Annotated in this window: 30 protein-coding genes; 5 read left to right on the forward strand and 25 right to left on the reverse strand. The window is 69.4% G+C overall.

Translation table 11 applies throughout. The features are described 5' to 3' along the window. On the forward strand, positions 1-1,368 hold the full coding sequence (locus V8J36_RS05860; protein WP_336466342.1) for an aminotransferase: 1,368 nt from the start codon (positions 1-3) through the stop codon (positions 1,366-1,368). Positions 1,369-1,443: 75 nt separating this feature from the next. Here V8J36_RS05860 and phaR read toward each other — a convergent pair whose 3' ends face one another. The 3 genes from phaR to phaC form a co-directional block, all read right to left on the reverse strand. Then, positions 1,444-2,004: a polyhydroxyalkanoate synthesis repressor PhaR gene (gene phaR, locus V8J36_RS05865; protein WP_336466343.1), complete on the reverse strand. Its 561-nt coding sequence runs from the start codon at positions 2,002-2,004 to the stop codon at positions 1,444-1,446. Positions 2,005-2,279: 275 nt separating this feature from the next. Further along, the gene (locus tag V8J36_RS05870) at positions 2,280-2,729 is read right to left on the reverse strand and encodes a Phasin (protein WP_336466344.1); all 450 of its coding nucleotides are present in this window, start codon (positions 2,727-2,729) and stop codon (positions 2,280-2,282) included. 311 nt (positions 2,730-3,040) lie between these two features. Then, complete coding sequence (phaC, locus tag V8J36_RS05875; protein ID WP_442902466.1) at positions 3,041-4,861, reverse strand: class I poly(R)-hydroxyalkanoic acid synthase; 1,821 nt, start codon at positions 4,859-4,861, stop codon at positions 3,041-3,043. Positions 4,862-5,043: 182 nt separating this feature from the next. On the opposite strand from phaC, the gene phaZ reads away from it, so the two are divergent. Next, on the forward strand, positions 5,044-6,321 hold the full coding sequence (gene phaZ, locus V8J36_RS05880; protein WP_336466345.1) for a polyhydroxyalkanoate depolymerase: 1,278 nt from the start codon (positions 5,044-5,046) through the stop codon (positions 6,319-6,321). A gap of 113 nt (positions 6,322-6,434) precedes the next feature. Here phaZ and V8J36_RS05885 read toward each other — a convergent pair whose 3' ends face one another. Both V8J36_RS05885 and V8J36_RS05890 read right to left on the reverse strand, forming a co-directional pair. Continuing rightward, positions 6,435-7,349 carry a PHP domain-containing protein gene (locus V8J36_RS05885; protein WP_336466346.1) on the reverse strand — a complete coding sequence of 305 codons (915 nt, stop codon included), beginning with the start codon at positions 7,347-7,349 and terminating at the stop codon, positions 6,435-6,437. A 115-nt stretch (positions 7,350-7,464) separates the two neighbouring features. Next, positions 7,465-8,634 (reverse strand): alpha-D-ribose 1-methylphosphonate 5-triphosphate diphosphatase, encoded by a 1,170-nt coding sequence (locus V8J36_RS05890; RefSeq protein WP_336466347.1) that lies wholly within the window; start codon positions 8,632-8,634, stop codon positions 7,465-7,467. Positions 8,635-8,734: 100 nt separating this feature from the next. Here V8J36_RS05890 and V8J36_RS05895 point away from each other — a divergent pair, with 100 nt between their 5' ends. After that, the gene (locus V8J36_RS05895; RefSeq protein WP_336466348.1) at positions 8,735-9,436 is read left to right on the forward strand and encodes a DUF1045 domain-containing protein; all 702 of its coding nucleotides are present in this window, start codon (positions 8,735-8,737) and stop codon (positions 9,434-9,436) included. Here V8J36_RS05895 and phnN read toward each other — a convergent pair. The 9 genes from phnN to phnG all read right to left on the reverse strand — a co-directional run bounded on the left by phnN (position 9,409) and on the right by phnG (position 16,247). Further along, entirely contained in the window at positions 9,409-9,966 is a 558-nt protein-coding gene (gene phnN, locus V8J36_RS05900) for a phosphonate metabolism protein/1,5-bisphosphokinase (PRPP-forming) PhnN (RefSeq protein WP_336466349.1), read from the reverse strand. The two genes, V8J36_RS05895 and phnN, sit on opposite strands and share 28 nt — an antisense overlap. After that, positions 9,963-10,655, reverse strand: a complete 693-nt coding sequence (gene phnL, locus V8J36_RS05905) for a phosphonate C-P lyase system protein PhnL (protein WP_336466350.1) — start codon at positions 10,653-10,655, stop codon at positions 9,963-9,965. The genes phnN and phnL overlap by 4 nt, the downstream gene beginning before the upstream one ends. Positions 10,656-10,671: 16 nt before the next feature. Then, positions 10,672-11,622 carry a magnesium transporter CorA family protein gene (locus V8J36_RS05910; protein ID WP_336466351.1) on the reverse strand — a complete coding sequence of 317 codons (951 nt, stop codon included), beginning with the start codon at positions 11,620-11,622 and terminating at the stop codon, positions 10,672-10,674. Between the two features lie 5 nt (positions 11,623-11,627). Then, the gene (phnK, locus tag V8J36_RS05915; RefSeq protein WP_336466352.1) at positions 11,628-12,410 is read right to left on the reverse strand and encodes a phosphonate C-P lyase system protein PhnK; all 783 of its coding nucleotides are present in this window, start codon (positions 12,408-12,410) and stop codon (positions 11,628-11,630) included. Between the two features lie 226 nt (positions 12,411-12,636). Beyond that, positions 12,637-13,524, reverse strand: a complete 888-nt coding sequence (locus tag V8J36_RS05920) for an alpha-D-ribose 1-methylphosphonate 5-phosphate C-P-lyase PhnJ (protein ID WP_336466353.1) — start codon at positions 13,522-13,524, stop codon at positions 12,637-12,639. Beyond that, complete coding sequence (locus V8J36_RS05925) at positions 13,521-14,126, reverse strand: HAD family hydrolase (RefSeq protein ID WP_336466354.1); 606 nt, start codon at positions 14,124-14,126, stop codon at positions 13,521-13,523. Before V8J36_RS05925 ends, V8J36_RS05920 begins: the two co-directional genes overlap by 4 nt. After that, positions 14,123-15,214: a carbon-phosphorus lyase complex subunit PhnI gene (locus V8J36_RS05930; RefSeq protein ID WP_336466355.1), complete on the reverse strand. Its 1,092-nt coding sequence runs from the start codon at positions 15,212-15,214 to the stop codon at positions 14,123-14,125. The genes V8J36_RS05925 and V8J36_RS05930 overlap by 4 nt, the downstream gene beginning before the upstream one ends. After that, positions 15,214-15,795, reverse strand: a complete 582-nt coding sequence (phnH, locus tag V8J36_RS05935; protein ID WP_336466356.1) for a phosphonate C-P lyase system protein PhnH — start codon at positions 15,793-15,795, stop codon at positions 15,214-15,216. Before phnH ends, V8J36_RS05930 begins: the two co-directional genes overlap by 1 nt. Continuing rightward, positions 15,795-16,247, reverse strand: a complete 453-nt coding sequence (gene phnG, locus V8J36_RS05940) for a phosphonate C-P lyase system protein PhnG (RefSeq protein ID WP_336466883.1) — start codon at positions 16,245-16,247, stop codon at positions 15,795-15,797. Before phnG ends, phnH begins: the two co-directional genes overlap by 1 nt. Positions 16,248-16,389: 142 nt before the next feature. On the opposite strand from phnG, the gene phnF reads away from it, so the two are divergent. Further along, positions 16,390-17,103, forward strand: coding sequence for a phosphonate metabolism transcriptional regulator PhnF (gene phnF / locus V8J36_RS05945; RefSeq protein WP_336466357.1), 714 nt, complete (start codon positions 16,390-16,392; stop codon positions 17,101-17,103). A gap of 106 nt (positions 17,104-17,209) precedes the next feature. Beyond that, complete coding sequence (locus V8J36_RS05950; protein ID WP_336466358.1) at positions 17,210-18,388, forward strand: alpha-D-ribose 1-methylphosphonate 5-triphosphate diphosphatase; 1,179 nt, start codon at positions 17,210-17,212, stop codon at positions 18,386-18,388. Between the two features lie 206 nt (positions 18,389-18,594). On the opposite strand, the gene arsH is transcribed toward V8J36_RS05950, so the two are convergent. The 11 genes from arsH to V8J36_RS06005 all read right to left on the reverse strand — a co-directional run bounded on the left by arsH (position 18,595) and on the right by V8J36_RS06005 (position 25,193). Then, the gene (gene arsH / locus V8J36_RS05955) at positions 18,595-19,299 is read right to left on the reverse strand and encodes an arsenical resistance protein ArsH (RefSeq protein WP_336466359.1); all 705 of its coding nucleotides are present in this window, start codon (positions 19,297-19,299) and stop codon (positions 18,595-18,597) included. Beyond that, positions 19,292-19,711, reverse strand: coding sequence for an arsenate reductase (glutaredoxin) (gene arsC, locus V8J36_RS05960; protein ID WP_336466360.1), 420 nt, complete (start codon positions 19,709-19,711; stop codon positions 19,292-19,294). The genes arsH and arsC overlap by 8 nt, the downstream gene beginning before the upstream one ends. After that, positions 19,708-20,397 carry an MIP/aquaporin family protein gene (locus tag V8J36_RS05965; RefSeq protein ID WP_336466361.1) on the reverse strand — a complete coding sequence of 230 codons (690 nt, stop codon included), beginning with the start codon at positions 20,395-20,397 and terminating at the stop codon, positions 19,708-19,710. Before V8J36_RS05965 ends, arsC begins: the two co-directional genes overlap by 4 nt. Before the next feature lie 13 nt (positions 20,398-20,410). Beyond that, a complete protein-coding gene (locus V8J36_RS05970; protein ID WP_336466362.1) occupies positions 20,411-20,737 on the reverse strand; it encodes an ArsR/SmtB family transcription factor in 327 nt (108 codons plus the stop codon). Positions 20,738-20,791: 54 nt separating this feature from the next. Continuing rightward, a complete protein-coding gene (locus V8J36_RS05975; RefSeq protein ID WP_336466363.1) occupies positions 20,792-21,061 on the reverse strand; it encodes a hypothetical protein in 270 nt (89 codons plus the stop codon). Between the two features lie 7 nt (positions 21,062-21,068). Further along, positions 21,069-21,278: a hypothetical protein gene (locus V8J36_RS05980; RefSeq protein ID WP_336466364.1), complete on the reverse strand. Its 210-nt coding sequence runs from the start codon at positions 21,276-21,278 to the stop codon at positions 21,069-21,071. A gap of 147 nt (positions 21,279-21,425) precedes the next feature. After that, positions 21,426-23,135 (reverse strand): urease subunit alpha, encoded by a 1,710-nt coding sequence (gene ureC / locus V8J36_RS05985; protein WP_336466365.1) that lies wholly within the window; start codon positions 23,133-23,135, stop codon positions 21,426-21,428. Positions 23,136-23,285: 150 nt separating this feature from the next. Further along, positions 23,286-23,891: a hypothetical protein gene (locus V8J36_RS05990; RefSeq protein WP_336466366.1), complete on the reverse strand. Its 606-nt coding sequence runs from the start codon at positions 23,889-23,891 to the stop codon at positions 23,286-23,288. Positions 23,892-23,946: 55 nt separating this feature from the next. Next, positions 23,947-24,312, reverse strand: coding sequence for a GFA family protein (locus tag V8J36_RS05995; protein ID WP_336466367.1), 366 nt, complete (start codon positions 24,310-24,312; stop codon positions 23,947-23,949). A 53-nt stretch (positions 24,313-24,365) separates the two neighbouring features. Continuing rightward, positions 24,366-24,695 (reverse strand): antifreeze protein, encoded by a 330-nt coding sequence (locus V8J36_RS06000; protein ID WP_336466368.1) that lies wholly within the window; start codon positions 24,693-24,695, stop codon positions 24,366-24,368. A 192-nt stretch (positions 24,696-24,887) separates the two neighbouring features. Beyond that, positions 24,888-25,193: an urease subunit beta gene (locus V8J36_RS06005; protein ID WP_336466369.1), complete on the reverse strand. Its 306-nt coding sequence runs from the start codon at positions 25,191-25,193 to the stop codon at positions 24,888-24,890. Between the last annotated feature and the right edge of the window lie 4 nt (positions 25,194-25,197).

The following is a 25,197-nucleotide window of genomic DNA, read 5'->3' on the forward strand; positions in this document are numbered from 1 at the left end:
ATGCGCGACGACGCCCCGAACAGCTGGGAATCCCGGGCTGACGACTATTCGCTTTACGGCTTCACCGACCTGCCGACGATCCATGACCGCGGCGCGGTGGTGCTGACCCATGGCGAAGGGCCGTATGTCGTCGATGTCCATGGCCGGCGCTATTTCGACGCGAACTCGGGCCTGTGGAACATGATCGCGGGCTTCGACCACAAGGGCCTGGCCGAAGCCGCCAAGGCCCAGTACGACCGCTTCCCCGGCTATCACGCCTTCTTCGGGCGGATGTCGGACCAGACGGTGATGCTGTCGGAAAAGCTGGTCGAGGTCTCGCCCTTCGACACCGGCAAGGTATTCTACACCAACTCGGGGTCGGAAGCGAACGACACCATGGTGAAGATCCTGTGGTTCCTGCACGCCGCCGAGGGCAAGCCGCAGAAGCGCAAGATCCTGACCCGCGTGAACGCCTATCACGGCGTCACCGCGGTGTCCGCCTCGATGACCGGCAAGCCCTACAACTCGGTCTTCGGTCTGCCGCTGCCGGGCTTCCTGCACCTGAGCTGCCCGCATTACTGGCGCAACGGCAAGCCCGGCGAGACGGAAGCGCAGTTCACCGCCCGCATGGCCGCCGAGCTTGAGGCCACGATCATCAAGGAAGGCGCCGACACCATTGCGGGCTTCTTCGCCGAGCCGGTGATGGGCGCAGGCGGGGTCATCCCGCCGTCCGAGTGCTACTTCCAGGCCATCGCCCCGATCCTGAAGAAATACGACATCCCGCTGGTCTCGGACGAGGTGATCTGCGGCTTCGGACGCACCGGCAACACCTGGGGCTGCCAGACCTACGACTTCATGCCCGACGCGATCATCTCGTCCAAGGTACTGACCGCGGGCTATTTCCCGATGGGCGCGGTGATCCTTGGCGGCGAGCTGGCGGCGCGCGTCCAGGCGGCCTCGGAAGCGATCGAGGAGTTCCCGCACGGCTTCACCGCCTCGGGCCACCCCGTCGGCTGCGCGATCGCGCTCAAGGCGATCGACCTGGTGATGAACGAGGGCCTCGGGCAACGCGTGCGCGACCTGACGCCGCGGTTCGAGGCGGGACTGGCCGAGCTGGCGAAGAACCCCAACATCGGCGAATGGCGCGGCAAGGGGCTGATGGGCGCGCTGGAGGCCGTTCAGGACAAGGCCACCAAGACCCCCTTCCCCGGCACGCTGTCGGTGTCGGAACGCATCGCCAACACCTGCACCGACCTCGGGCTGATCTGCCGCCCGCTCGGGCAGTCGGTGGTGCTCTGCCCGCCCTTCATCACCACCGAGGCGCAGATGGACGAGATGTTCGAGAAGCTCGAGACCGCGCTGAAGAAGGTCTTCGCCGAGGTCGCCTGACCGCTGCCGCAAAGACGAAAGGCGCCGCGGACCACCGCGGCGCCTTTTTCCTTTGCGCGACGACCCCGGCGGGGATCAGAGCTTGGCGAGCTTCGACTGCAGCTCGGCCAGCTGCTTCTTGATCTGCGCCAGCTCGTCCTTCTCGGTCCCGCTCGGCGCGGTCTCGGCGGCCGGGCCGGTGCTGGCGGTGGGCAGGCCCCAGCCGCCCATCATCGTCTTCAGGAAGCTCTGCTGCTGGCGGGTCAGCGCATCGAAGCCGGGCATCGCCGCCATCGGGCTCGGCATGCTCTGCATGTTCTCCAGCATCTTCTCCTGCCCCTCGCGGAGCATGTTGAAGGACATCGCCAGGAACTGCGGCACGACGCTCTGCGCCTGGGTGGTGTAGCTGCGCACGAGGTCGGTCAGCACGTCGACCGGCAGCACGTTCTCGCCGCGGCTCTCATGCTCGGCGATGATCTGCAGCAGGTACTGGCGGGTCAGGTCGTCGCCGGACTTCAGGTCGACGATCTGCACCTCGCGGCCTTCGCGGATGAATCCCGCGATGTCCTCGAGCGTCACGTAATCGCTGGTTTCGGTGTTGTAGAGACGGCGGCTGGCATAGCGCTTGATCAGCAGCGGTTTCTGGGCCTCGGTCACGGCAATCCTCCCCAGGGCGTGAAAATATCACTGTGCCAAGGAAGCTTAAGCCCGACCCATGCTGCAATACAACAAAATTCGCTGCAGTTTTTTCTGCGCAGCGAAAAGCGCCGCGTCGCGGTTCCGCGATGCAGCAATCCGGTGGCAGACTGTCCCTGTAAAGAGGGGGACGGGTTTCACCCGTCCCCCAGAGCGCGGACCCGGCAGGGAGGAGAGTACCGGCACCCGCGTCTTGATACCGTCGCGCCGCCCCGGGGAGGGGACAGCGCGTCGTGTCACTTCGCGGCGGCGGCGGCCTTCTTCGCGGCGGTGGTCACCTCGGCGGTGGCCTTCTTCACGGCGGCGGTCGCGTCTTCCGAGAAGTCCTTGCCGGCGGCCAGCATCAGCTCGACGGTTTCCATCTGCACCTTCTTCGCCACTTCAGCGAAGGCCGCCAGGTTCTCGGCGGTCATCTCGGCGGCGGCCGAGGCGAAGTCGGTCATGGCCTTGCTGTACTCGGTCGGCTCTTGCTTGGCCGAGGTCAGCAGAGTGATCTTGGACAGGGTGTCCTTGGTCCACTTCGCCGAGATCTCGGTCGATTTCTCCGCGGCTTCCAGCGCGACCTTGGCCATCTTCTCGGCCAGGGCGGCCTGGGTCTTGAAGGCGCCCTGCATTGCCGAGGCGTCCATCGGGAACGCCGAAGCCATGTCTTGCATCACCTTGGTGAAATCTTGAGTCTTTGCCATTTTCACTTTCTCTCTCCTCGGGGGTCCTAAGTCGGGACTGACAAACTGCTAATCGTCGCGCCATTCGCCGGGATGTCTCGTACCGGTCACTCGCCGGCCTGCGGAGCGCGATAGGCTGCCGTTCCTCCCGTTGCATACTAACCTAGTTGCTGCACTGCAGCATTGCAATGGTTTTCTGCCGCAATGCAGAGGAAATTCACTGCAATCGCGAAAAAATCTATGTTAGCGGCGAAAATCTGTGCGCATACGCGCAGAGCGCGCAGGTTTCCCCGCACACTCTCGATCGGCGCAAGGCCGGTGACCGCTTGCGGTCAGGCGCTGACCACTTCGCGAACGTAGGTTCCGGGCGCTTCGGCGAGAATCGGGCCCGCTGCCGCGGGGTCGCGGGCTGGCACCATGCCGCCCGAGCGTGCGGCCAGCCAGGCCCCCCAGACCGGCCACCAGGTGCCCTTGGAGAACTCCGCAGCCGCCTTCCAGGTCTCGGGGTCGCCTGCCACCGGCTCGTCCGAGGTCCAGTGCCCGTACTTGTCGCGCCCCGGCGGGTTGACGATGCCGGCGATATGGCCCGACTCCGACAGCAGGAAGCGCTTGTCCTTCGACCCCATCTGCGCGACGCCGCCGAAGCTCGCCTGCCAGGCGGCGATGTGGTCGGTCTCGCAGGCGACCGCGAAGACCGGCACCGTCACGTCGTCCAGCCGCACCGTCTCGCCCGCGATCGGGAAGCCCTCGGCCGCCAGCCGGTTCTGCTGGCACAGCATCCGCAGGTACTCGACCGCCATCTTCGCCGGCAGGTTGGTGCCGTCGCCGTTCCAGTAGAGCAGGTCGAAGGCCGGGGGCTTCTCGCCCATCAGGTAGCTCTTGATCGCCGGCTGCCAGATCAGGTCGTTCGAGCGCAGGAACGAGAAGGTCCGGGTCATGAAATAGCGCGACAGGAAGCCGTCGCGTTCGCATTGCAGCTCGATCCCGTCGACGAAGTCGTCGTCGAGGAAGGGCACGAACTCGCCTTGATCGGAGAAATCGGTGAGCGTGGTGAAGAAGGTCGCCGAATTGACCGAGCGGTCCTTGCGCTTCTTCATCAGCCCCAGCGCCAGCGACAGCGTGGTGCCGGCGATGCAGTAGCCGATCGCGTTGACCTTCGGCTCGCCGGTGATGCGCTTCACCGCCTCGATCGCCTCGAGATAGCCCTCGCTCACGTAATTCTCGAGCCCGGTCTCGCGATAGCTCGCATCCGGATTGCGCCAGCTGACGACGAACAGCGTGAAGCCCTGCTCGACCACCCATTTCACGAAGCTCTTCTTCGCGCCGAGGTCGAGGATGTAGAACTTGTTGATCCACGGCGGGAACATGATCAGCGGCGTGCGGTGCACCTTCTCGGTCACCGGGGTGTACTGGATCAGCTCGAACAGCCGGTTGCGATAGACGACCGCGCCCGGCGTGGTGCCGATGTTCTCGCCCACGGTGAAGGCCGAGGGGTCCGAGAGCGTCACCAGCAGGTCGCCGCGGTTCGCCTCGATATCGCGCACGAGGTTCTCCATCCCCTGCACGAGGCTTTCGCCATTGGTGGCGACGGCGCGTTCCAGCACATCGGGATTGGTGGCCAGGAAGTTCGTCGGCGCCATCATGTCGACGATCTGGCGGGTGAAGAACTCGGCGCGCTTGCGGTCCTTCGGGCTGAGGTTCTCCATCGCGTCGACCGCGCGGGTCAGCGCATCGGACGAGATCTGGTATTGCTGCTTCACCCAGTTGAACCAGGGATGGCTGTCCCACAGCGGGTTGGCGAAGCGCTTGTCGGTGCCGCCGCGATCCTCGGGCGGCGCGAACTTTCCGGCCAGGAACTGGTGCTGCGCCTCGGCGAAATGCTTCATCGCCCGGCCCCAGTAGCCGACCTGCGCCTCGATGATCTTGCCGGGATGGGCCATGCTTTCGGTCATCAGCGAGGCAGAGGTCTTGAGGTAGAGATCCGCCCCCGGCCCTTCCAGCGCGGGGTTCGGCGCGCGCTTCTGCGCCATCGCCTTCTGCAGCCGCTCGGACAGGCCCTCGAGCCGCGCGAGGTTCTCTTCCATCAGCTTCAGCTCGGGCGTCTTGCCCCCCGCCTTGCCACCCGTGTCGTTCCCTGTCGTCGCGGTTGTCATGGAAAGGCTTCCCCCCTATCCTTTGAGGTGAACTTAACGCCGCTTGCCGGGGGGGAAAAGCGCGGAGTTTCCTGATCTTTCACTTCGCTGCGCGACGAAAGCAGCGGTGGGGGATCGGGCAGTGATCGGTTATAGGGACACGGCCGGCGCCCAGTGCGGACCCCCGGCGAGCAGGAGATGCCATGAAGCTGATGTTCACCTACGACGTGATGGAATCCGCGCGCAACACCAACGAGTGGCTCGGCGCCACCGCCCGCGCCTTCGCGTCCTACCCTGCCTGGGGTCTGGCCCCCGCGCCCTGGTTCAACCTGCTGGCCGCCTGGGGCGAGGTGACCGAGCGCAGCTTCTCGCGCATGGTCGTCAAGCCGGACTGGGGCATTCCCTCGGTCGTGGGCGAAGACGGGCGCGATCACCCGATCGCCGTCGACACGGTGGTGAACCGCCCCTTCGGCAGCCTCGTGCATTTCCGCGCCGTCGGCCGCACGACGCGCCCGCGCAAGGTGCTGCTGGTCGCGCCGATGTCGGGCCATTACGCGACGCTGCTGCGCTCGACCGTCGTGTCGCTGCTGCCCGAGGCCGAGGTCTATGTCACCGACTGGCACAATGCCCGCGACATTCCCGTGTCCGAGGGCAAGTTCGACATCGAGGATTACACCCTCTACCTCGTCGATTTCATGAAGACGCTGGGGCCCGACACCAACGTGATCGCGGTCTGCCAGCCGGCGCCGCTGACGCTGGCCGCGGTCGCCTACCTGGCCGAGGAAGACCCCGCCGCGCAGCCGCGCACCATGACCCTGATCGGCGGCCCGATCGACCCGGCCGCGAAAGAGACCGAGGTCACCGACTTCGGCCGCCGGATCACCATGGGCCAGCTCGAACAGTCGATGATCCAGCGCGTGGGCTTCAAGTACCGCGGTGCCGGCCGGCTGGTCTATCCGGGCCTGCTGCAGCTGCAAAGCTTCATCTCGATGAACGCGGAAACCCACGCCAAGGCCTTCTTCGACCAGGTCATCGCCTCGTCGAAGGGCGAAGCCACCGACGCCGACCGCCACAACAAGTTCTACGACGAATACCTCGCGGTGATGGACATGCCGGCAGAGTTCTACCTGTCCACGGTGGAACGTGTCTTCAAGCGCCGGGTGATCGCGCGCAACGTCTTCACCGTGGCGGGCAAGCAGGTCGACATCGGCAAGATCACCGATGTCGCGGTCATGATCGTCGAGGGCGAGAAGGACGACATCTCGGCCCCCGGCCAGTGCCTGGCCGCGCTCGACCTCTGCACCGGCCTGCCGGCCGAGAAGAAGGACAGCCACCTCGAACCCGGCGCCGGTCACTACGGGATCTTCGCGGGCAAGTCCTGGCGCAACAACATCCGGCCGCTGGTGCTGGATTTCATCGACCGCAACGCCGGCACCGCCCGGCCGAGCCGTCGCGGCAAACCCGCGATCCGCGCGGTCTGAGACGCCGACCAAGAACAGGTGGGGGAGGCGCGGCCTCCCCGCCGCCGATCGGTCCACGGACAAATGGCCTCCCGATCGGCGGCCCCCCCGCGGTCGGGCGCCCCTGATCGATGTCAGCGCCAGAGCGGGTTCGACCACGCGCGGCGGCCCGCAGCATCCGTCACCGTGACCCTCAGCCAGGGGCTCGCCGCGAGGCGGTCGAGCGGCAGGGTCCACACCGTGCCCGCCTCGGCCGAGCGCCAGACCGTCGGCGTGCCCTGCCCTGCGACGATCACCGAGGCGGCGGGCGAGGTTTCGACCTGCAGCGCGTCGCCCTCGCGCGACAGCGCCCGGATCTCGGGGCCCTGCGTGCTGTAGAAGGCGCCCGCCTTCAGCGCGGCAAGGATCGCCGCCGGCGCATTCGCTGCGGCCTTCACCATCACCCAGCCGCCGAAATGGTCGTCGATGTGGAAATGCGCGTCGTCGGTCGCGATCAGCGTCAGGCGGCGGCCCGCGTTCAGCAGGTGCTCGGCCTGCGCGAAGCCCTCGCCGCGGTCGGCCTCGACCGCGCAGCCGTGGTTGTAGACCTCGACCGCATGGGCGGCTTCGATCGCGGCCGCGTCGGCTTCGGTCAGGCCCGACCAGTGCGGATGCGCGATCGCGACGAAGGCCCCGGCAGCACGCGCGCGGGCGGCAAGCGCGGCCCCGCTCTCCTGCCCCGGCACCGGGCGGAAGTCGGGGGACTGCGAGGGCGCGAAGTCGGGCGGCAGGCCCACCGCGAGGATGTGCCACAGCTCGCCATTCACCATCGCCCCCGAATGCAGCTCTGCCCCCAGCAGCGTGGTGAAATCGCCGCTGCGGAACGGCAGCGTGTCGGTGATCGGATAGCCGAAGCGGCCGACGAAATGGTCGGTCAGCGCGAGGAAGTCGTAGCCCTGCGCGGCATAGCGGCGGCAGACCTCGGCCGGTGGCAGCGCGCCGTCGGAACGGTCGGAATGGCAGTGCAGGTTGCCGCGCAGCCAGCGGCCGGGGGTCGAGAACGGGTCCATCGCAAGGCTCCTGTCAGCGGCGGCCGGGGGCTGCGCACCCCGCGATCGGCCGGCTCTTGAACCGGTGGCGCCCCGATCGGCCGCCCCCGTGGATCATCATGCCAAGCCGAAAGGCTCAGGCGACGCGGCGGCCGGCGACCCAGGTCTCGCGCAGGACCGGCGTGCCCTCGATGCGCGCGAAGCGGATCAGGTCGGCGCGCAGGCCCGGTGCGATGCGGCCGCGGTCGGTCAGGCCGGTGGCGGCGGCGGGGGCTGCGGTCACCGTCGCAAGGCCGCGCGGCAGGTCGTCCCAGAGATCGCCCAGAAGCACCGCCGCCGACAGCAGCGCCGCCGGAACGTAGTCCGAGGACACCACGTCCAGCAGCCCCGCCTCGGCCAGATCGCGCGCCGCGACGTTGCCGCTGTGCGACCCGCCCCGGATCAGGTTCGGCGCCCCCATCATCACCGCGATCCCGGCGGCACGGCAGGCCCGCGCGGCCTCGAGCGTCGTCGGGAATTCGGCCAGCCGGATGCCGTAACCGGCCGAGGTCGCGACCTGTTCGGCCGTGGTGTCGTCATGGCTGGCCAAGGTTGCGCCCAGCGCGCGGGCGCGCGCGACCGTCGCCGCCTCGTGCTGCGCGCCATAGGTCTCGCGCAGGCCGTGCAGCTTGGTGACGTGATCGGCGAATTCGGCCTCGCTCATCCCGCGCTTGCCGCGGACGTATTGCTCGAGCTTCGACAGGTCGCGGAACTGGCGCTGGCCGGGGGTATGGTCCATCAGGCTGACGATGCCCACCTCGTCGCCCGCGTCGAATTCCGCCAGCTCGGCGGTCAGGGTTTCCGAGCAGACCTCGGCCCGCAGATGCAGCTTGTGGGTGATGCGCAGGCCGCCGCGGGCGCGGATCTGCGCCAGCTCGGTCGCAAGGCCGCGCGCGTATTTCGCGTAATCGCCGGTCTTGCCGGGGATCGAGCCCACGCGCATCGCGTCGAAGACCGTGGTGATGCCGCAGCCCGCCAGTTCCGCGTCATGGGCGACGATGGCGGCGGCGTGGGGCCAGTCGACGCCGGGGCGCGGCTGGATGTGACGCTCGAGGTTGTCGGTGTGCAGCTCGATCAACCCGGGCGCGAGGAAATCGCCGCCGCAGTCGGTCGCGCCTTCGGGAATCGCTCCGCCCTCCGAAATGTCGGCAATCCGCCCGTCGCGCAGGCAGAGGATCCCCAGAATCGTGTCTTCCGGCAGCACGATGCGGGCATTGGCGAAGAGGATGTCAGTCATGGTCTGGTCCTTGAGGGAGGGCCGCGCCACTGTCCTTCTCAGGGGGCGAGGCCGGCGTCCGGGGAGAAATGCCGGCTTTTACGGGGCTGCTGTCACAGAACGGTGACACCGGCCCGATAACGAGCGGCGAATGAATACCTTCCGAAGATACGCAGTCTATTGGGCCCCGCCCGCGGGGCCTCTCGCAACCTTCACCGCCAGCTGGCTGGGCTGGGATGCCGCCACCGGCACCGAGCGCCCGCACCCGGCCCTGCCCGGCCTGCCGGCCACGGTCGAGGATCTGACCGATGCCCCGCGCAAGTACGGCTTCCACGGCACGCTGAAGCCACCATTCCGGCTGGTCGACGGCGCCGCGCCCGAGCGGCTCTGCGCGGCCGTGGCGCGGCTGGCGGCGGGTCTCGCCCCGGTCCGCATGGAGGGGCTGCGGCTCGCGCGGCTGGGCAAGTTCCTGGCGCTGGTGCCCGTGGGCGACACGGCGGGGCTCGGCTGCCTTGCTGCGACGCTGGTCAAGGAGCTGGACCCCTGGCGCGCGCCGCTGACCACCGAGGACATCCTGCGCCGACACGCGGCCAAGCTGAACCCGACGCAGAAGGCGCTTCTCGACCGCTGGGGCTATCCCTACGTGATGGACGAGTTCCGCTTCCACCTGACCCTGACCGGCGCGCTGGCCGACGAGGCCGGGGCCGAGGCACTGGCAAAGGTTCTCGAACCGGTGCTGGCCCCGATCCTGCCGACGCCCTTCGTGGTCGAGGACATCTGCATCTTCGGCGAGGCCGAGGACGGGCGCTTCCACCTGCTGCACCGCTACCCCTTCGCCTGCGTTTCGGGCTGAGGCTCCAGCGCGGCGAGGGCCTCGGCCACCGCCGCCTGCAGGGCCCCGCCATTGTCGATGGTCACCACCGGCAGGCCCTCGGGCAGCGGATAGGCCCCGGCTCGCGCCAGCCGCGCCGCGATGTCCGCGCGGCTTTCGCGGCCACGCGCCGCCAGCCGCTCGGCCAGCACCGCCGCCGGCGCCGTCACCACCAGCACCCGCAGGCCGGGAAAGACGCGCGCGGCCTCGGCCAGCATCGCGCGCGAGCCGTTGAACAGCACCGTCCTCCCCTCGGCCACCGCGCCCGAGGTCGCGGCGGGAATGCCGTAGCGCAGCCCATGCGCCTGCCAGTCGAGCGCGAAGCCCCCCGCGGCGCGGCGGCGCGCGAACTCGGCCTCGGTCACGCCCTCGAAGGGCTCGCCCCCGGCGCTTTCCGGCCGGGTGATGACCCGGCGCACCACGTGCAGCCCGGGCCGTGCAGCCACCAGCGCCGCGATCAGCGTGTCCTTGCCCGCGCCCGAGGGCCCGACGATGGCGAAGACCGCGCTCATTGCAGCTGCGGCGCGAAGCCGGTCACGTCGACCAGCCGGTCGCAGACCCGTGCCCGCGCCGGCTCGTCATGGAAGATGCCCAGGATCGCCGAACCGCGCGCCTTGGCCTCCTCGATCAGCGTCAGCACCACCTCGCGGTTCGCGGCATCGAGGCTGGCGGTCGGCTCGTCCAGCAGCAGCGCCGGCACCGGGCGGACGAAGCCGCGCGCGATGTTCACCCGCTGCTGCTCGCCGCCCGAGAAGGTGGTGGGCGAAAGCTGCCAGAGCCGCTCGGGGATGTTCAGCCGCGCGAGCAGCGCCGCGGCGGCGGCCTCCGCCTCGGCCTCGCCGGCGCCCGCGGCCAGCAGCGGCTCGGCCACCACCTGCAGCGTCGGCACCCGCGGCACCACGCGCAGGAACTGGCTGACATAGCCCAGCCGCTCGCGGCGCAGCGCCAGCACCTCGCGCGGGGTCGCGCCCACCAGCTCGGTCCCGCAGACCCGGATCGAGCCCGCCGCGGCCAGATAGTTGCCCCAGACCATCCGCATCAGCGTCGACTTGCCCGCGCCCGAGGCGCCGACCAGCCCCACGCATTCGCCGGGCGCCACGCTCAGTTCGGCACCGCGCATCACCGGGATCACCGCGCCGCCCTGGTTGTGAAGCGTGAAGGTCTTGGCGACGCCGGACAGAAGGATCGCGGGGGTGGTCATGGGTGTGTCTCCCTGGTCAGAGCCAGTGCTTGATCTTGAAGAATATCCAGGTGGCCCCCACCGAGCCGGCCATAAGGGCCAGCGCCAGCGGGTAGCCCCAGGGCTGCGTCAGTTCCGGCATGTTCGTGAAGTTCATGCCGTAGACCGAGGCGATCAGCGTCGGCGGCAGGAACAGCGCCGCGACGACCGACAGGATGCGCACGGTCATGTTCTGTTCGAGGTTGATCATGCCCAACGTCGCGTCGACCGCGAAGCTGACCCGACCGGCCAGAAAGTCGGCATGGACGGCCAGCGCCTGAATGTCGCGCATCTCGGCCTTCACCAGCCCGCGCACCTCCAGCCCCTGCGCATGGTCGAGCGCGCCGAAGAAGGACAGCGCCCGTTCGAAGGTCAGCAGCGCCAGCCGCACCCGGCCCACGGTCTCGCCCAGCCGGGCGATGTCGGCCAGCGCCTTCTGCAGGTGCTTGGCCCGCCCGCCCTCGTTGCCCAGCACCGTGACCGAGACCTGGTCGAGCCCGCGCCCCGCCCCCTCGAGGATATCGGCCGCCCGCGCCACGCATTCCTCGATCAGCCCCAGGAACACCCGGTGCGGCGAGGCGCAGCCGGCGGTCGACCGGCCCGCGCGCTCGGGGAAGGTCTCGAAGGGCCGCGGCGCGTGGTGGCGCACGGTGACCAGCCGGTTCTGGGTCAGGATGAAGGTCACCGGCCCCGAGGTCTGGCGCTTTTCCAGGTCGGCACCGGTCAGCACCACGGTCAGGTAATCGACCCCATCCTCGCGATAGAGCCGGTTCGAGATCTCGATCTCCTCCATGTCCGCCAGCGTCGGCACCTCCAGCCCCAGCGCCTCGACCGCGCGCACCTGTTCGGGCTGCGGGCGGTAGAGGTCGATCCAGAGCGCCTCTTCGAGAGGCGCGCCCTGGGGCAGCGGGGTCAGGCCCTTCGGGCCGCGGACATAGGCGAACATCATGGGGATCACACCTGCAGGACGGAAGAGACCAGCAGTTGCGTATACCCATGCTGCGGATCGTCAAGCACCTGGTCGGTCAACCCGGTCTCGACGACGCGGCCGTCCTTCATCACCATCAGCCGGTCGGCCAGCAGCCGCACCACCGCCAGATCATGGGTGACGATGATCGCCGACAGCCCTAGCCGCCGCACCAGCCCGCGGATCAGATCCAGAAGCCGCGCCTGCACCGAGACGTCGAGCCCGCCCGTGGGTTCGTCCATGAACACCAGCCGCGGCCCGGTCACCAGGTTGCGTGCGATCTGCAGCCGCTGCTGCATCCCGCCCGAGAAGGCCGAGGGCCGGTCGTCCACCCGCTCGCCGGCGATCTCGACCCGGCCCAGCCAGTCCAGCGCCTCGTCGCGGATGGCGCCATAGTTGCGCGCCCCCACCGCCATCAGCCGCTCGCCGACATTGCCGCCGGCCGAGACGTTCATCCGCAGCCCGTCGCGCGCGTTCTGGTGGACGAAGGCCCAGTCTGTGCGCGCCAGCATCCGCCGCGCCGGCTCGGACATCGTCACCGTGTCGACGGGCCCGCGGTCGCGGGTGTCGAAGACCACCCGCCCCGCATCTGGCGCCAGATGCCCGGCCAGGCAGGACAGCAGCGTCGACTTGCCCGAGCCGCTCTCGCCCACGATCCCCATCACCTCGCCGGGCCAGAGATCGAAGCTGACCCCGGTACAGCCGATCCGCGCGCCATAGCGCTTCTCGATCCCCTCGACCCGCAACAGCGGCACATCCGACCCGCTCATGCCGCGGCTCCCTTCCCGAAGATCCCGACCCGCCGGCAGACCGCGCGCGCCCTGTCCCTCGACTTTGTCCAAATGTCCACGGCGCAGCGCCGCCCCCCGCCCGCCGCTTCGAGAAAAGCGGGCTCTTCCCCATTCGCATTGGCAAAAATATCCACGGCGACCGGCCGCCACCGCCCCGCCGCTCCGACAGGGGCGCGCCCTGCCCCTTTCGGCTTGGCAAAAATACTCATGCCGCGCCCTCCAGCGGCGCCGCCAGCCGGCCCAGATGCCCCGCCGCCCGCCGCTGCCCGCAGAAATCCGTGTCCGAACAGACGAACATCCGCCCGCCCGCATCATCGGTGATCACCTCGTCGAGATAGCTCTCGCCCGCCCCGCACAGGTCGCAGTCGTGATCGGCCTTCGAGGCCACGAAGGGATGGTCCTCGAAATCGAGGCTCACCACCGTGGTATAGGGCGGCACCGCATAGATCCGCTGCTCGCGCCCCGCCCCGAACAGCTGGATCGCGGCATTGCCCGACAGTTTCGGATTGTCGAACTTCGGGATCGGCGAGGGGTCCATGACATAGCGCCCCTCGACCTTCACCGGATAGGCATAGGCGGTCGAGATCTCGCCATGCCGCGCGATGTCCTCATAAAGCTTCACATGCATCAGCCCGTATTCTTCGAGCTCGTGCATCTTCCGCGTCTCGGTCTCGCGCGGCTCCAGGAACCGCAGCGGCTCCGGGATCGGCACCTGATAGACCAGCACCTGCCCCTCGGCCAAAGCCTGCTCGGGAATGCGGTGCCGGGTCTGGATCACGCTGGCCTCCGTCGTGGCCTCGGTGACGGCGACCCCGGCGGTGCGTTCGAAGAATTTCCGGATCGACACCGCGTTCGTGGTGTCGTCGGCGCCCTGATCGATGACCTTCAGCCGGTCCTCGGGGGTCAGGCAGGCGGCCGTCACCTGCACGCCGCCGGTGCCCCAGCCATAGGGCATCGGCATCTCGCGGCTGGCGAAGGGCACCTGGTAGCCGGGGATCGCCAGCGCCTTCAACAGCGCCCGGCGGATCATCCGCTTGGTCTCTTCGTCCAGATAGGCGAAGTTGTAACCTTCGTCGGCGGTCTCGGCGTTCACAGCAGCCCCCGTCCGACAAGGTCGGCCTCGAGCCCCTCGGGCCCGGTGAAATGATGCGCCGCCATCCCGGCCGCGCGGGCGCCGATCACGTTCTTCTCGCTGTCGTCGATGAACAGGCACTGCTCCGGCGCGACGCCCGCCCGTTCGCACAGAAGCGCGAAGATCCGCGCGTCGGGCTTGATGATCCGCTCGCGTCCCGAAACGACCAGCGTCCCGAACGAAGAGCCCAGCCGCGGATGCACCGCGACGCCCACCGGCCAGGTCTCGGCCGACCAGTTGGTGATCGCGTGGATCGCGTGCCCCTTCGCGCGCAGCCGGTCCATCAGCGCCCAGGTGCCCTCGATCGCCCGTTCGATGGTGCGGGCATAAAGCGCCGGATACTCGGCCAGCAGCGCCGCATCCGCAGGATCCTCGACGCCCTCCGAGACCTCGGCGAAGGTCTCGCCCGCGTCGCCGCGCAGGTTGCGCGCCGGGAAGTCGATGCGATCGAAGAAGTCCTGCACCGCCGCGCGGCTGCCCAGACGCTCCTCGTAGGCGGCGTGCGCGTCCCAATGGACCAGAACATTGCCGATGTCGAAGACGATGGTGTCGATGTGAGTCATTCCGCAGCTTCCTTCCACTTGGCCTGCTCGGCCTCGGCCCGCAGGCGCCGCACCAGTTCCAGTTCGGCCTGGAAGTCGACGTAATGCGGCAGCTTGATATGTTCGAGGAACCCGGTCGCCTGGATCGAGTCGCAATGCATCAGCACGAATTCCTCGTCCTGCGCGGGGGCGCCGACGAAGTCTTCGCCCAGCTCCTTCCAGCGCAGGGCGCGGTCGACCAGCGCCATCGAGATCGCCTTCCTCTCGGTCTGCCCGAAGGTCAGCCCGTAACCCCTTGTGAACTGGGCCGGTTCGGTCTTCGAACCCTTGAACTGGTTCACGGTTTCACATTCGGTCAGCTCGACCTCGCCGATCTCGACCGAGAAGCCTAGTTCCGGGATTTCCACGTCGACGGAACAGGTTCCGATGCGAAGCTCACCCACGAAGGCATGGCTGCGCGCGTAGCCCCGTTGCGTCGAATAGGCGAGCCCCAGCACGAAGCCCTCGTCCCCCCGCGTCAGCGCCTGCAGCCGCAGCGCGCGGTCGGCGGGCAGCTCCATCGGCTCGCGCGTCAGGTCGCGCGGGGTCGCGTCGGACCGCGGCTCCTGCTCGATCATCCCGTCGCGGTCGAGGAAGTCGAGGATATGCGGCACCGGACCCGGCGCCGGCTCCCCCAGCGCGGCGGCGGGCGGATCGCCGCCCTCGGCCGCCAGCTTGAAGTCCAGAAGCCGGTGCGTGTAGTCGAAGGTCGGACCCAGCACCTGCCCGCCCGGGGCGTCCTTGAAGGTGGCCGAGATCCGGCGGATGCAGGCCATGTCCCCGGTCTCGACGGGCCGCGAGGCGCCGAAGCGCGGCAGCGTGGTGCGATAGGCGCGGATCAGGAACACCGCCTCGATCAGGTCGCCCCGCGCCTGCTTGATCGCCAGCGCGGCCAGATCGGGATCGTAGAGCGAGCCCTCGGCCATCACCCGGTTCACCGCCAGCGCCAGCTGCGCGCGGATCTGGGCCACCGACATCTCGGCCAGCGCGGGATCGCCGCGGCGCTCCTCGGCCAGCCAGGCATGGGCATTCTCGATGGCGCGTTCGCCACCCTTCACCGCGACATACATCAGCCAGCCTCCACGCGGGTGGTGCGGGGCAGCGCCGCGAGGGCGTCTCCGCAGGTGAGAAGGACGTCGAACCCCAGCGGGAACAGGCGGCGGTTGGCGGCGAAGGCCGCGGTTTCGGGCAGGCTCAGCCGCGCCTCGGTTTCGATGCCGGGGCCGGTCAGCCGCGCGCCTTCGGGCGACAGGCCGTCCATCTCGACGATCAGCGTCACCGAGCGGTCGGGATAGGCCGGATCACCAAGGGGGAAGCGGTCGAGCGGCGCCAGCGCCGGCCAGCGTCCCAGCGCGAAGGACGCCCCTTCGGGCGCTGCGACCGGCGCGCCGGTGTGGAAAGCGAGCCAGTCCCGGATCATCACCCCGTCATGGCCGGGGGCAAGGAAGACGGGCGTCGTGCGGTCGGCCAGCACCAGCAGCGCGGCCCCGGCGGCGGGCGAGAGCCCGGCGGGCGGCGTGGCCCCGGCGACGTGGCGGATCGTGCCGGGTCTGGCCATCGCCTCGAGGATCTCGCGGAAGGCGCGGGCCGAGCCGCGCGGCGGGTCGTCGAAACCGCCGGTCAGCGCCTCGACGGATGCGGGTGCGGCCATCAGTCCTCTCCCCTCTGCAACGTGAAGAATTCGACCCGGGTCGCGGCGGCCTTGGCGGCGCGCAGGTCGCGCCGGGCGGCCTCGTCGGCGCGCAGGGGGGCCAGCACGCCGGCCTCGACCTCGGCCGCGCGGGGGCCCTGCAGCAGCGCGTCGACCAGCGCCGCGCGGGTGGCATGGGCCTTGTCACGGCCCTGCACATAGCCATGCCCCACCTCGCCCGAGGCCAGCCGCAGCGCACAACGCGTCACCGTCATCTCGCCAAGGTTGAAGGCCGCGCCCGCGCCGCCGACCCGGCCGCGCACCATCACCGCACCCACCTCGGGCGCCCGCAGCCAGTCATGCCCCGGGGGCGTCCCCAAAGCCTCGACCGCCGCGGCCAGCCGGCCCGGCTGCGACCGGGCCAGAAGCCCCATCCATGCGTGCCGCGCCAAGGTCCCGTCCGCCTGCCCCATCCGCTTCGCCTTTCCCGCATCCGACATCTTGCCGGAGTTGTCGAAGTATCTATACAACTAGACAACAGTTAACCCGGGCGGGGCGAGTCGCCAAGCCCGCACCAACCGGAACCGCATGAAGTTCTGATGACAGGAGCCCCCGATGCCGCGCACCGCCCTCTGGTCGGCGATCCACAAGACGCTGTCGGCCGAGATCGCCTCGGGCCATTTCCCGCCGGGCGAGAAGCTGCCGACAGAGGCCGAGCTGTCGGCGCGCTTCGGCGTCAACCGCCACACGGTGCGCCGGGCGCTGGCCGATCTGGCGGACGAGGGGATGGTGCATGCCCGCCGCGGCGCCGGGGTCTTCGTCGCGGCGCGGCCCGTGGATTACCCGGTCGGGCGGCGAACGCGGCTGAAGCAGAACCTTGCCGCCGCCGGCCGCACCGCCGGGCGCGAGACGCTGTCGCTGATCAGCCGTCCCGCCGACCCGCGCGAGGCCGAGGCGCTGCAGATCCCCGAGGGCGACGAAGTGCATGTGATGGAGGGCATCTCGCTGATCGACGGCCAGCCGCTGGCCTGGTTCCGCTCGGCCTTCCCGGCGGGGCGCTATCCGGAGCTGGGGGCGGCGCTGGCCGCGAGCGCCTCGATCACCGAGGCGCTGCGGGCGATCGGCATCGCCGACTACACCCGCGCCGAGACGCGGCTGACCGCGACGCGGGCCGATGCGATCCAGGCCGGGCACCTGCGCCTGCGCGAGGGCGATCCGCTGCTGCGCGCGGTCAGCATCAACATCGACCCCGAGGGGCGGCCGGTGGAATACGGCCGCACCTGGTTCGCGGGCGACCGCATCACCCTGACGGTGGCGCCCGACCCCTGATCGCGAGTCCCGGCCCGCAGGCTTCACATCGGCGACACAGAAGGGCGTTATCCACAGTGGTCAAGAAACGTCCCCACCGACCGAGCAGCCAGACCAAGAGATCCCCATGTCGCTCCTGCCCCCGCTGCGCCTGACCGGCGCCGAGATCCTTCGCGACGGCGTGATGCAGCGCCGCAGCCTTGCCCTCGAGGGCGGCAGGATCACGCGCGGGCCGTTGCCCGAGGTCGACATGACCGGCTTCTACCTGCTGCCGGGCATCATCGACCTGCATGGCGACGCCTTCGAGCGCCACATCACACCCCGCCCCTCGGCCAGCTTCGACATCGTGCAGGGGCTGGCCTCGGCCGATCGCGAGGCGGCGGCGAACGGGGTGACGACGGCGTTCCTCGCTCAGGGCTGGAGCTGGGAGGGCGGCCCCCGCGGCCCCGAGGCCTGCGAGCATCTTCTGGCCGCGCTCGACGCGCTGCGCCCCACGCAGCTGACCGACCTGCGGGTGCAGATCCGGGCCGAGACGCATATGGTGGGCTCTGCCGACCGGCTGATCGCGGCGGTCGAAAAGCACCGCGTGGGCTATGTGGTGTTCAACAACCATCTCGCCCAGGCGGTCGAGATGCAGGCGGACCGCCCCGGCGATTTCGCGGTCTGGGCCCAGAAGCTCGGCCGTTCGCCCGAGGCGCATGGCCGCGCGGTCTCGGCCGCCTCGGCGCGGGCGCGCGAGGTGCCGCGGCACCTGTGCCGGCTGGCCGAGGCCTTCGACCGGCTGGGCGTGGTCTATGGCAGCCATGACGACCCCGATGGCGATACGCGCGAGCATTACTCGATGATCGGGGCGCGGATCGCCGAGTTCCCGACGGGGCGGACGGCGGCGGCGGCGGCGAAGGCGATGAACGACCCGGTGCTGATGGGCGCGCCGAACGTGGTGCGCGGCGGCAGCCAGGCCGGCAACATCGCGGCGACCGACCTGATCGAGGTCGGGCTCTGCGATGCGCTGGTGTCGGACTACTATTACCCGGCGCTGGCGCAGGCCGCCTGGGCGCTGGTCGACCGCGGGCTGAAGACCCTGCCCGAGGCCTGGGCGATGATCTCGGCCCGCCCGGCCGAGATCCTGAGGATGCCCGACCGCGGCCGGCTGGACCATGGCCGCCGCGCCGACGTGACCGTGGTCAATGCCGAGACCCGCGCGGTCGAGGCGACGATCTGCGGCGGCCGGCTGACCTGGCTGGCGGGCGAGGCCGGGGCGCGGTTCCTGGCCCAGCCGAAGGCGATGCGGCTGGCGGCCGAGTGACGGACCCTGCGGCCCGGGCGGTGGCCCCGCCCCCCGGGAGCGGGCCGCGCGCTTGGTCCGGCCGAGCCCCCCGGCAGAGGGACCTGACACCGCGACCAGACCTCGTGACCGGGGCAGACGACGGTCCCCGCTCCGGGGGCGGCACGCCCCTGCATGATCGTCTTGCGTGATCGGGCCGGACGACCCGACGCGGCGCCGCAGCGCCCCTAGCTGGAGGCGGTGCGGTTGACGCGGGCGATCAGCGCCTCGCCGGTCTCCTTGCGCTCGGAATAGCGGTCGACGAGATGCTCGCGGATGTCGCGGGTGAGGAGCGTGAATTTCACCAGCTCCTCCATCACGTCGACGATCCGGTCGTAATAGGGCGAGGGCTTCATCCGCCCCGCCTCGTCGAACTCCTGGAAGGCCTTGGCGACCGAGGACTGGTTGGGGATCGTCAGCAGGCGCATCCAGCGCCCGAGGATGCGCAGCTGGTTGACGGCGTTGAAGCTTTGCGACCCGCCCGAGACCTGCATCACCGCCAGCGTCTTGCCCTGCGTCGGCCGCACCGCGCCGATCGACAGCGGGATCCAGTCGATCTGCGCCTTCATCAGCCCGGTCATCGCGCCATGGCGTTCCGGCGAGGACCAGACCATGCCGTCGCACCATTCGACCAGCCCGCGCAGCTCGGCCACCTTCGGATGCTCGGCCGGGGCGCCGTCGGGCATCGGCAGGCCGGCGGGATCGAAGAACCGCGTCTCGGCCCCGAGGGTTTGCAGGATGCGCGCGGCTTCCTCGGCCGCGAGCCGGCTGAAGCTGCGGGCGCGGAGCGAGCCGTAAAGCAGCAGGATCCGCGGCGGATCCTCGCGCCGTTCGGCAGGGAACAGGGCCTGCGCGTCGGGGGCGCGGAAATGCTCGGGGGTCGGGTCAGCCAACGCGGTTCCCCTCGGCATCGATGATCAGCGCGCCATCCTCCTTGGCCAGCGGGCCGGGCGGCAGGCGGTCCAGAAGGTCCAGCACCGTCTCGGAGGGCCGGCAGAGGCGCACGCCCTTCGGCGCGCAGACGATCGGGCGGTTGACCAGCACCGGGTGCGCGACCATCGCCGCGATCAGTGCCTCGTCGGTGATGTCGGGTGCGGTCAGGCCCATCTCGGCGGCCGGGGTCTTCGAGACGCGCAGCGCCTCACGCGGGGTGAGGCCGGCAGCGGCGAACAGGCCCAGCAGCTGCGGCTTCGTCCAGCCCTCGGTCAGATACTCGACGATCACCGGCTCCTCGCCGGCGGCGCGGACGATCTCGACGACATTGCGCGAGGTGCCGCAGCCGGGGTTGTGATAGATGACGATCACGGGTCGGTCCTTTCGGTCGGTGCCGCGGCCAGCGGCGCAAAAAGCCAGCCTGCGACGGCAAGCGCGACCAGCGCCCCCGCGGCTTCGGCCAGAATGAAGGCGGGGACATCGGCGGGGCGGATGCCGGCGAAAGTGTCGGTGAAGGCGCGGGCGATGGCGACGGCAGGATTGGCGAAACTGGTCGAGGCGGTGAACCAGTAGGCTGCGGTGATATAAAGGCCGACCAGCACCGGGATCGCCTGCACCTTCAGCGCCAGAGCGCCAAGGATCGTGGCGATCAGCCCGAAGGTTGCCACGCCCTCGGCCAGCCACTGCCCGCCGCCCGAGCGCAGCTTCTGCGAGATCTCGAACACCGGAAGCTCGAACATCGCATGCGCCAGCAGGCTGCCCGCGAGCCCGCCCGCGACCTGCGCCAGCATATAGCCCAGCGCCAGCCCCCAGCCGATCTCGCGGCGCAGCGCGAAGGCCGCGGTGACGACCGGGTTGAAATGCGCGCCCGAGACCGGGCCCAAGAGCGTGATCAGCACCACGAGGATCGCGCCGGTGGGCAGCGTGTTGCCCAAGAGCGCCACCCCGTCATCGGGCGACAGCGCATCGGCCATGATCCCCGATCCCACCACCGTGGCCACCAGCAGGGCCGTGCCCAGCGCCTCGGCCACCAGCCGGCGCGGCGCGTCGAAGGTCATTGCGTCTTCCCCCTCAGCAGGCGCAGGCCAGACCCTGCGGCGCGCAGAGCCCGGGCCTGCCGCCGCAGCAATCTTCCATCAGGTAGCCGACAAGGGCCTCCATGCCCTTGAGATCGGCGACATAGCGCAGCGCCCGCCCCTCGCGCGCGCGGGTGACGAGGCCCGCCGCCAGCAGGATCGAGAGGTTGCTCGACAGCGTGTTCGGCAGCACGCCCAGCGCCTCGGCGACCTCGCCCGCCAGCATCCCTTCGGGGCCCGCGACCACCAGCAGGCGGAAGACATCCAGCCGGGCTTCCTGGCCCAGCGCCGAGAGGGCGGAGAGTGCGCGTGTCTTGTCCATATTTCGGGAATAGTCGAAACGTCAGCCGCAGGCAAGCCCGCCGTCGCGGGCAGGCTACTTGCGGACCAGATAGCCGATGGTGCCGCCCGCGGCGGCGGCGATCACCGACATCGCCCATTTCTTCTCGTCGGCCGAGGCCGCGGGGGTTCGGATCGTGTCGATGCAGATCCACATGACGATGCCCACGAAGGCGATCGCCAGCAGGAACAGCACGACCTCCTTGAACAGGCGCACCCGCACCTCGCCCGGCAGCTCGTCGGGCTTCATCGAGGCGGTGACGCTGTGCCCCGCCGGCGGCGCCTCGAGATTGATGGTCGAGGTCACGGCGCGGTCACAGGCCGATGAACTCGGTCTGCATCATCCGGCTCTGCCCGTCGACGAGACCCAGCTTCAGCCCGTTCTTCTTGCCTTCCTGCGCGGCCAGGAAGATCTGCAGGGCCTTGCGAATGATCTCGCTCTTGTTGGTCTCGCTGGACGAGACGACCTTCTCGATCTCGGCATTCAGATCGTCCGAGAGGACGAGGTTCAGACGCACGCTCATGACCGGCCTCCTGTCAGCCCGTAGTCGATGCGCTTAATATGCGCATCCCATGCGCATCCTTCAAGAGCCGCGCCGCCCTGCCCGCTTTCTCATTGGCCCAAGTATCCCCGCCGGAGGCTGCCGGCCGTCAGGCCGGCAAAACCCCGGTCAGTACAGGAAATACCGCTGGGCCAGCGGCAGTTCGACCGCCGGCTCGCAGGTCAGCAACTCGCCATCCGCGCGAACCTCGTAGGTTTCGGGGTTCACCTCGATCTGCGGGGTGGCCGAGTTGTGGACCATGTCGGACTTGGTGACGGTCCGGGTGCCCTTCACCGCGAGCACCTCCTTGGTCAGTCCGTAGGCGGCGCGGATGCCCTCTGCCTCGGCCGCGGCCGAGGTGAAGAGCACACCCGAATGCGCGACCGAGCGGCCGAAGGATCCGAACATCGGCCGGGTGTAGACCGGCTGCGGCGTCGGGATCGAGGCGTTGGGATCGCCCATCTGCGCCACGACGATGGTGCCCGAGACCAGCACCATCTCGGGCTTGGCGCCGAAGAAGGCGGGGTTCCACAGCACGAGGTCGGCGCGCTTGCCCTCGGCCACCGAGCCGATCTCGTGGGAAAGCCCATGCGCGATCGCGGGGTTGATCGTGTATTTCGCGACGTAGCGCTTGGCGCGGACGTTGTCGTTGTCGCCGGTCTCGTCCGACAGGCGCCCGCGCTGGACCTTCATCTTGTGCGCGGTCTGCCAGGTGCGGGTCACGACCTCGCCCACCCGGCCCATCGCCTGGCTGTCCGAGGACAGGATCGAGAAGGCGCCCATGTCATGCAGGATGTCCTCGGCCGCGATGGTTTCCTTGCGGATCCGGCTTTCGGCGAAGGCCACGTCCTCGGGGATCGACTTGTCGAGGTGATGGCAGACCATCAGCATGTCCAGATGCTCTTCCAGCGTGTTGCGGGTGTAGGGCATCGTCGGGTTGGTCGAGGACGGCAACACGTTCTGCGAGCTGACGACCTTCATGATGTCGGGCGCATGGCCGCCGCCCGCGCCTTCGGTGTGGAAGGCGTGGATCGTGCGGCCGTTGATCGCGGCCAGCGTGTTTTCCACGAAGCCCGATTCGTTCAGCGTGTCGGTGTGGATCATCACCTGCACGTCCATGTCGTCGGCCACCGACAGGCAGCAGTCGATGGCCCCGGGCGTGGTGCCCCAGTCCTCGTGCAGCTTCAGCGCGCAGGCGCCGGCCTTCACCATCTCGACCAGCGCCGCCGGTTGCGACGCGTTGCCCTTGCCCGAGAGGCCGAAGTTCATCGGGAAGCCGTCGAGCGCCTGCAGCATCCGCGAGATGTGCCATGGCCCCGGCGTGCAGGTGGTGGCGAGCGTGCCATGCGCGGGGCCGGTGCCGCCGCCGAGCATCGTGGTGATCCCCGAATGCAGCGCATCGTCGATCTGCTGGGGGGCGATGAAGTGGATGTGGGCGTCCATGCCGCCCGCGGTCAGGATCCGGCCCTCGCCCGCGATCGCCTCGGTGCCGGGGCCGACGATGATGTCGACGCCGGGCTGCGTGTCGGGGTTGCCGGCCTTGCCGATCTTGTGGATCCGCCCGCCCTTCAGGCCGACGTCCGCCTTGTAGATGCCGGAATGGTCGAGGATCAGCGCATTGGTGATCACGGTGTCGACCGCGCCCTCGGCCCGGGTGGCCTGGCTCTGGCCCATGCCGTCGCGGATCACCTTGCCGCCGCCGAACTTGACCTCTTCGCCATAGGTCGTCAGGTCGCGCTCGACCTCGATGATGATCTCGGTATCGCCCAGCCGCAGCCGGTCGCCGGTCGTGGGCCCATACATGTCGGCATAGGTCGCGCGGGAAATCTTGGCGGGCATCGGGCGTCTCCGGGGATCGTCGTTTCCCGGGTTGTCGCGCGCCACGGCTGCCCTGTCAAACCGCGCAGCCCCCCGCCACGGCACTGCCGCCGTGACACCTGCCCGCGCTGCCCAAAATCCGGGCAGCGCGCCGACGCTCGGCCCGCCCGGTCAGAGCGGGGTGCCGGGCTTCTTCGCCGCCCGCACGCCCGGGCGCCCGCCCCGCGCCGCCGCGCGCGTCGCGCGGGCCGCCATGCTCTCGCCCTCGGCCGCCACGGTCTTTGCCGCCTCTGCGGTGGCCTCTGCCGTCTCGGTCGCGGTCTTGACCGCCGTCTCGGTCGCGGCCTCGGTGGCCGCGGTCGCGGTCTCGACGCTGTCGGTCACGGTTTCGGCCACGGTCTCTGCCATGGCCTCGGTCGCGGCGACCGTGGTTTCGGTCGCGTCGGCCACCTGTTCGGTCACGGTCTCGACCACCGCCTCGACCTTCGGCTCGACCTCGGCCAGCTTCGCCGCGACCTTCTCGCGGGTCTTGGCGGGGATCGCCTCGGCCACCTGCGCGGCAGCGGCCGTCGTGGCTTCGGTCGCGGTCTTCGTGGTTGCCTTCATGGCGGTCTCGACCACCGAGACGGTGCCGTCCACGCTGTGCGAGGCCATGCCCAGCGTCAGCGCCACGATGTCAGAGCAGAACTGCATCTGCTTCTGCCAGATCTCCTGCCAGTGCAGGACTTGGTCCTGCCAGAGGTCGAACGGGGTAATCCAGGCCTTGGTCATGTCCATCGGAAGTCTCCTTCGGAAGTGCCGTGTGACTGAAGTGGGGTCGGGAAGCCGTGGCTCAGGCCGAGCGGCCGTCGTGGAAGGTCGTCTCCATCCGGCGCGGCTCGAGTCCGTCCAGACAGTCGGCGTCAAGGCAGTTCACGTTGATCGCGGCCATCTCCGTGCCGTCGGGCGTGCTGCCATAGGCGAAGCTCTCGATCCCGCAGTCCTTGCAGAACAGATGCGCGATCCGCCCCGAGGCGAAGCGGTAGTCGGTCAGCCTGTCCTCGCCCTTGTCCAGCCGGAAGGCCGCACGCGGCGCGAAGACCAGAAGCGCGCCAAGCTTCTGGCAGCGCGAACAGTTGCAGGCGATCGGCTTGCCGAGATCCTCGATCTCGACGCTGTAGCGAACGGCGCCGCAGTGGCAGCCTCCGGTGCGGGTCATGGTTGTGCTCCTCCCAAAGCGCGTTTCCCAAAAGCGCGTTTCACGTCGTCAGGTCATCCGCAGATGCCGGGTCCCATCCGGGCCAGGCGGCGCATGTTCGATCCGGTGCGCCGGCCCACCGGGCGCAGCGCGGCGCGGGTCACGGCCTCGAGCCCGGCACCGCGCATCATCGCAAGACTGGCGGCCTGCCAGGCGGCAAAAGCGGCCTCGGGCTTTTCGCTGACCATGCGGGTCATCTCCTGCGGGCGAATCGACCACAGGCCGATCATGCCCAGCGTGCGCATGGCGATCACCGCCTGAGATTCCACCCCGATGCGCCACATGTCGAGACCGAGATAAAAGCTGTCGAACGGATTGAAGGCGTTGGAAGTCCTGCGCGTCATGCTCGTCTCCATCAGTCCCGGTCACCGGCGCCGGGATACCACCCGAAGCGAACGCACAGCCTTGCAGAGCGGGTTCCGCAGGGGCGGAAACTTTTCTGCGCATGCAAAGGAGACTATCGCCGCAACGCGGCGTCAAGATGACAAACGGCCCCGCAGAGCGGGGCCGTGGTCGCAGTCCGGGACGACAGGGGCTCAGAGAGCGCCCATCACCTTCTGATTGAAGCCGAAAACCCGGCGCGCCCCGGCATAGGGCACCAGGCGAACCTCGCGACTTTGTCCCGGCTCGAACCGCACGGCGGTTCCCGCGGCGATGTCGAGCCGCATCCCCCGCGCCGCGTCGCGGTCGAAGGCGAGGCCGGCGTTGGTCTCGGCGAAATGGTAGTGGCTGCCGACCTGGATCGGGCGGTCGCCGGTGTTGGCGACGGTCAGCACCAGCACCTCGCGGCCGGCGTTCAGCTCGATCTCGCCTTCGGCGGGGAAAACCTCTCCGGGGATCATGCGC

It is taken from the genome of Frigidibacter sp. MR17.14, assembly GCF_037095735.1.
In the GTDB taxonomy this organism is placed as follows: domain Bacteria; phylum Pseudomonadota; class Alphaproteobacteria; order Rhodobacterales; family Rhodobacteraceae; genus Frigidibacter.

Coding starts and splice junctions, on each gene's coding strand:
- V8J36_RS05860 (WP_336466342.1), top strand. CDS start 1: ATGCGCGACGACGCCCCGAACAGCTGGGAATCCCGGGCTGACGACTAT.
- V8J36_RS05870 (WP_336466344.1), bottom strand. CDS start 2,729: ATGGCAAAGACTCAAGATTTCACCAAGGTGATGCAAGACATGGCTTCG.
- phaC (WP_442902466.1), bottom strand. CDS start 4,861: ATGACAACCGCGACGACAGGGAACGACACGGGTGGCAAGGCGGGGGGC.
- phaZ (WP_336466345.1), top strand. CDS start 5,044: ATGAAGCTGATGTTCACCTACGACGTGATGGAATCCGCGCGCAACACC.
- V8J36_RS05885 (WP_336466346.1), bottom strand. CDS start 7,349: ATGGACCCGTTCTCGACCCCCGGCCGCTGGCTGCGCGGCAACCTGCAC.
- V8J36_RS05895 (WP_336466348.1), top strand. CDS start 8,735: ATGAATACCTTCCGAAGATACGCAGTCTATTGGGCCCCGCCCGCGGGG.
- phnN (WP_336466349.1), bottom strand. CDS start 9,966: ATGAGCGCGGTCTTCGCCATCGTCGGGCCCTCGGGCGCGGGCAAGGAC.
- phnL (WP_336466350.1), bottom strand. CDS start 10,655: ATGACCACCCCCGCGATCCTTCTGTCCGGCGTCGCCAAGACCTTCACG.
- V8J36_RS05910 (WP_336466351.1), bottom strand. CDS start 11,622: ATGATGTTCGCCTATGTCCGCGGCCCGAAGGGCCTGACCCCGCTGCCC.
- phnK (WP_336466352.1), bottom strand. CDS start 12,410: ATGAGCGGGTCGGATGTGCCGCTGTTGCGGGTCGAGGGGATCGAGAAG.
- V8J36_RS05925 (WP_336466354.1), bottom strand. CDS start 14,126: ATGACTCACATCGACACCATCGTCTTCGACATCGGCAATGTTCTGGTC.
- V8J36_RS05930 (WP_336466355.1), bottom strand. CDS start 15,214: ATGTATGTCGCGGTGAAGGGTGGCGAACGCGCCATCGAGAATGCCCAT.
- phnH (WP_336466356.1), bottom strand. CDS start 15,795: ATGGCCGCACCCGCATCCGTCGAGGCGCTGACCGGCGGTTTCGACGAC.
- phnG (WP_336466883.1), bottom strand. CDS start 16,247: ATGGGGCAGGCGGACGGGACCTTGGCGCGGCACGCATGGATGGGGCTT.
- phnF (WP_336466357.1), top strand. CDS start 16,390: ATGCCGCGCACCGCCCTCTGGTCGGCGATCCACAAGACGCTGTCGGCC.
- V8J36_RS05950 (WP_336466358.1), top strand. CDS start 17,210: ATGTCGCTCCTGCCCCCGCTGCGCCTGACCGGCGCCGAGATCCTTCGC.
- V8J36_RS05965 (WP_336466361.1), bottom strand. CDS start 20,397: ATGACCTTCGACGCGCCGCGCCGGCTGGTGGCCGAGGCGCTGGGCACG.
- V8J36_RS05970 (WP_336466362.1), bottom strand. CDS start 20,737: ATGGACAAGACACGCGCACTCTCCGCCCTCTCGGCGCTGGGCCAGGAA.
- V8J36_RS05980 (WP_336466364.1), bottom strand. CDS start 21,278: ATGAGCGTGCGTCTGAACCTCGTCCTCTCGGACGATCTGAATGCCGAG.
- ureC (WP_336466365.1), bottom strand. CDS start 23,135: ATGCCCGCCAAGATTTCCCGCGCGACCTATGCCGACATGTATGGGCCC.
- V8J36_RS05990 (WP_336466366.1), bottom strand. CDS start 23,891: ATGGACATGACCAAGGCCTGGATTACCCCGTTCGACCTCTGGCAGGAC.
- V8J36_RS05995 (WP_336466367.1), bottom strand. CDS start 24,312: ATGACCCGCACCGGAGGCTGCCACTGCGGCGCCGTTCGCTACAGCGTC.
- V8J36_RS06000 (WP_336466368.1), bottom strand. CDS start 24,695: ATGACGCGCAGGACTTCCAACGCCTTCAATCCGTTCGACAGCTTTTAT.
- V8J36_RS06005 (WP_336466369.1), bottom strand. CDS start 25,193: ATGATCCCCGGAGAGGTTTTCCCCGCCGAAGGCGAGATCGAGCTGAAC.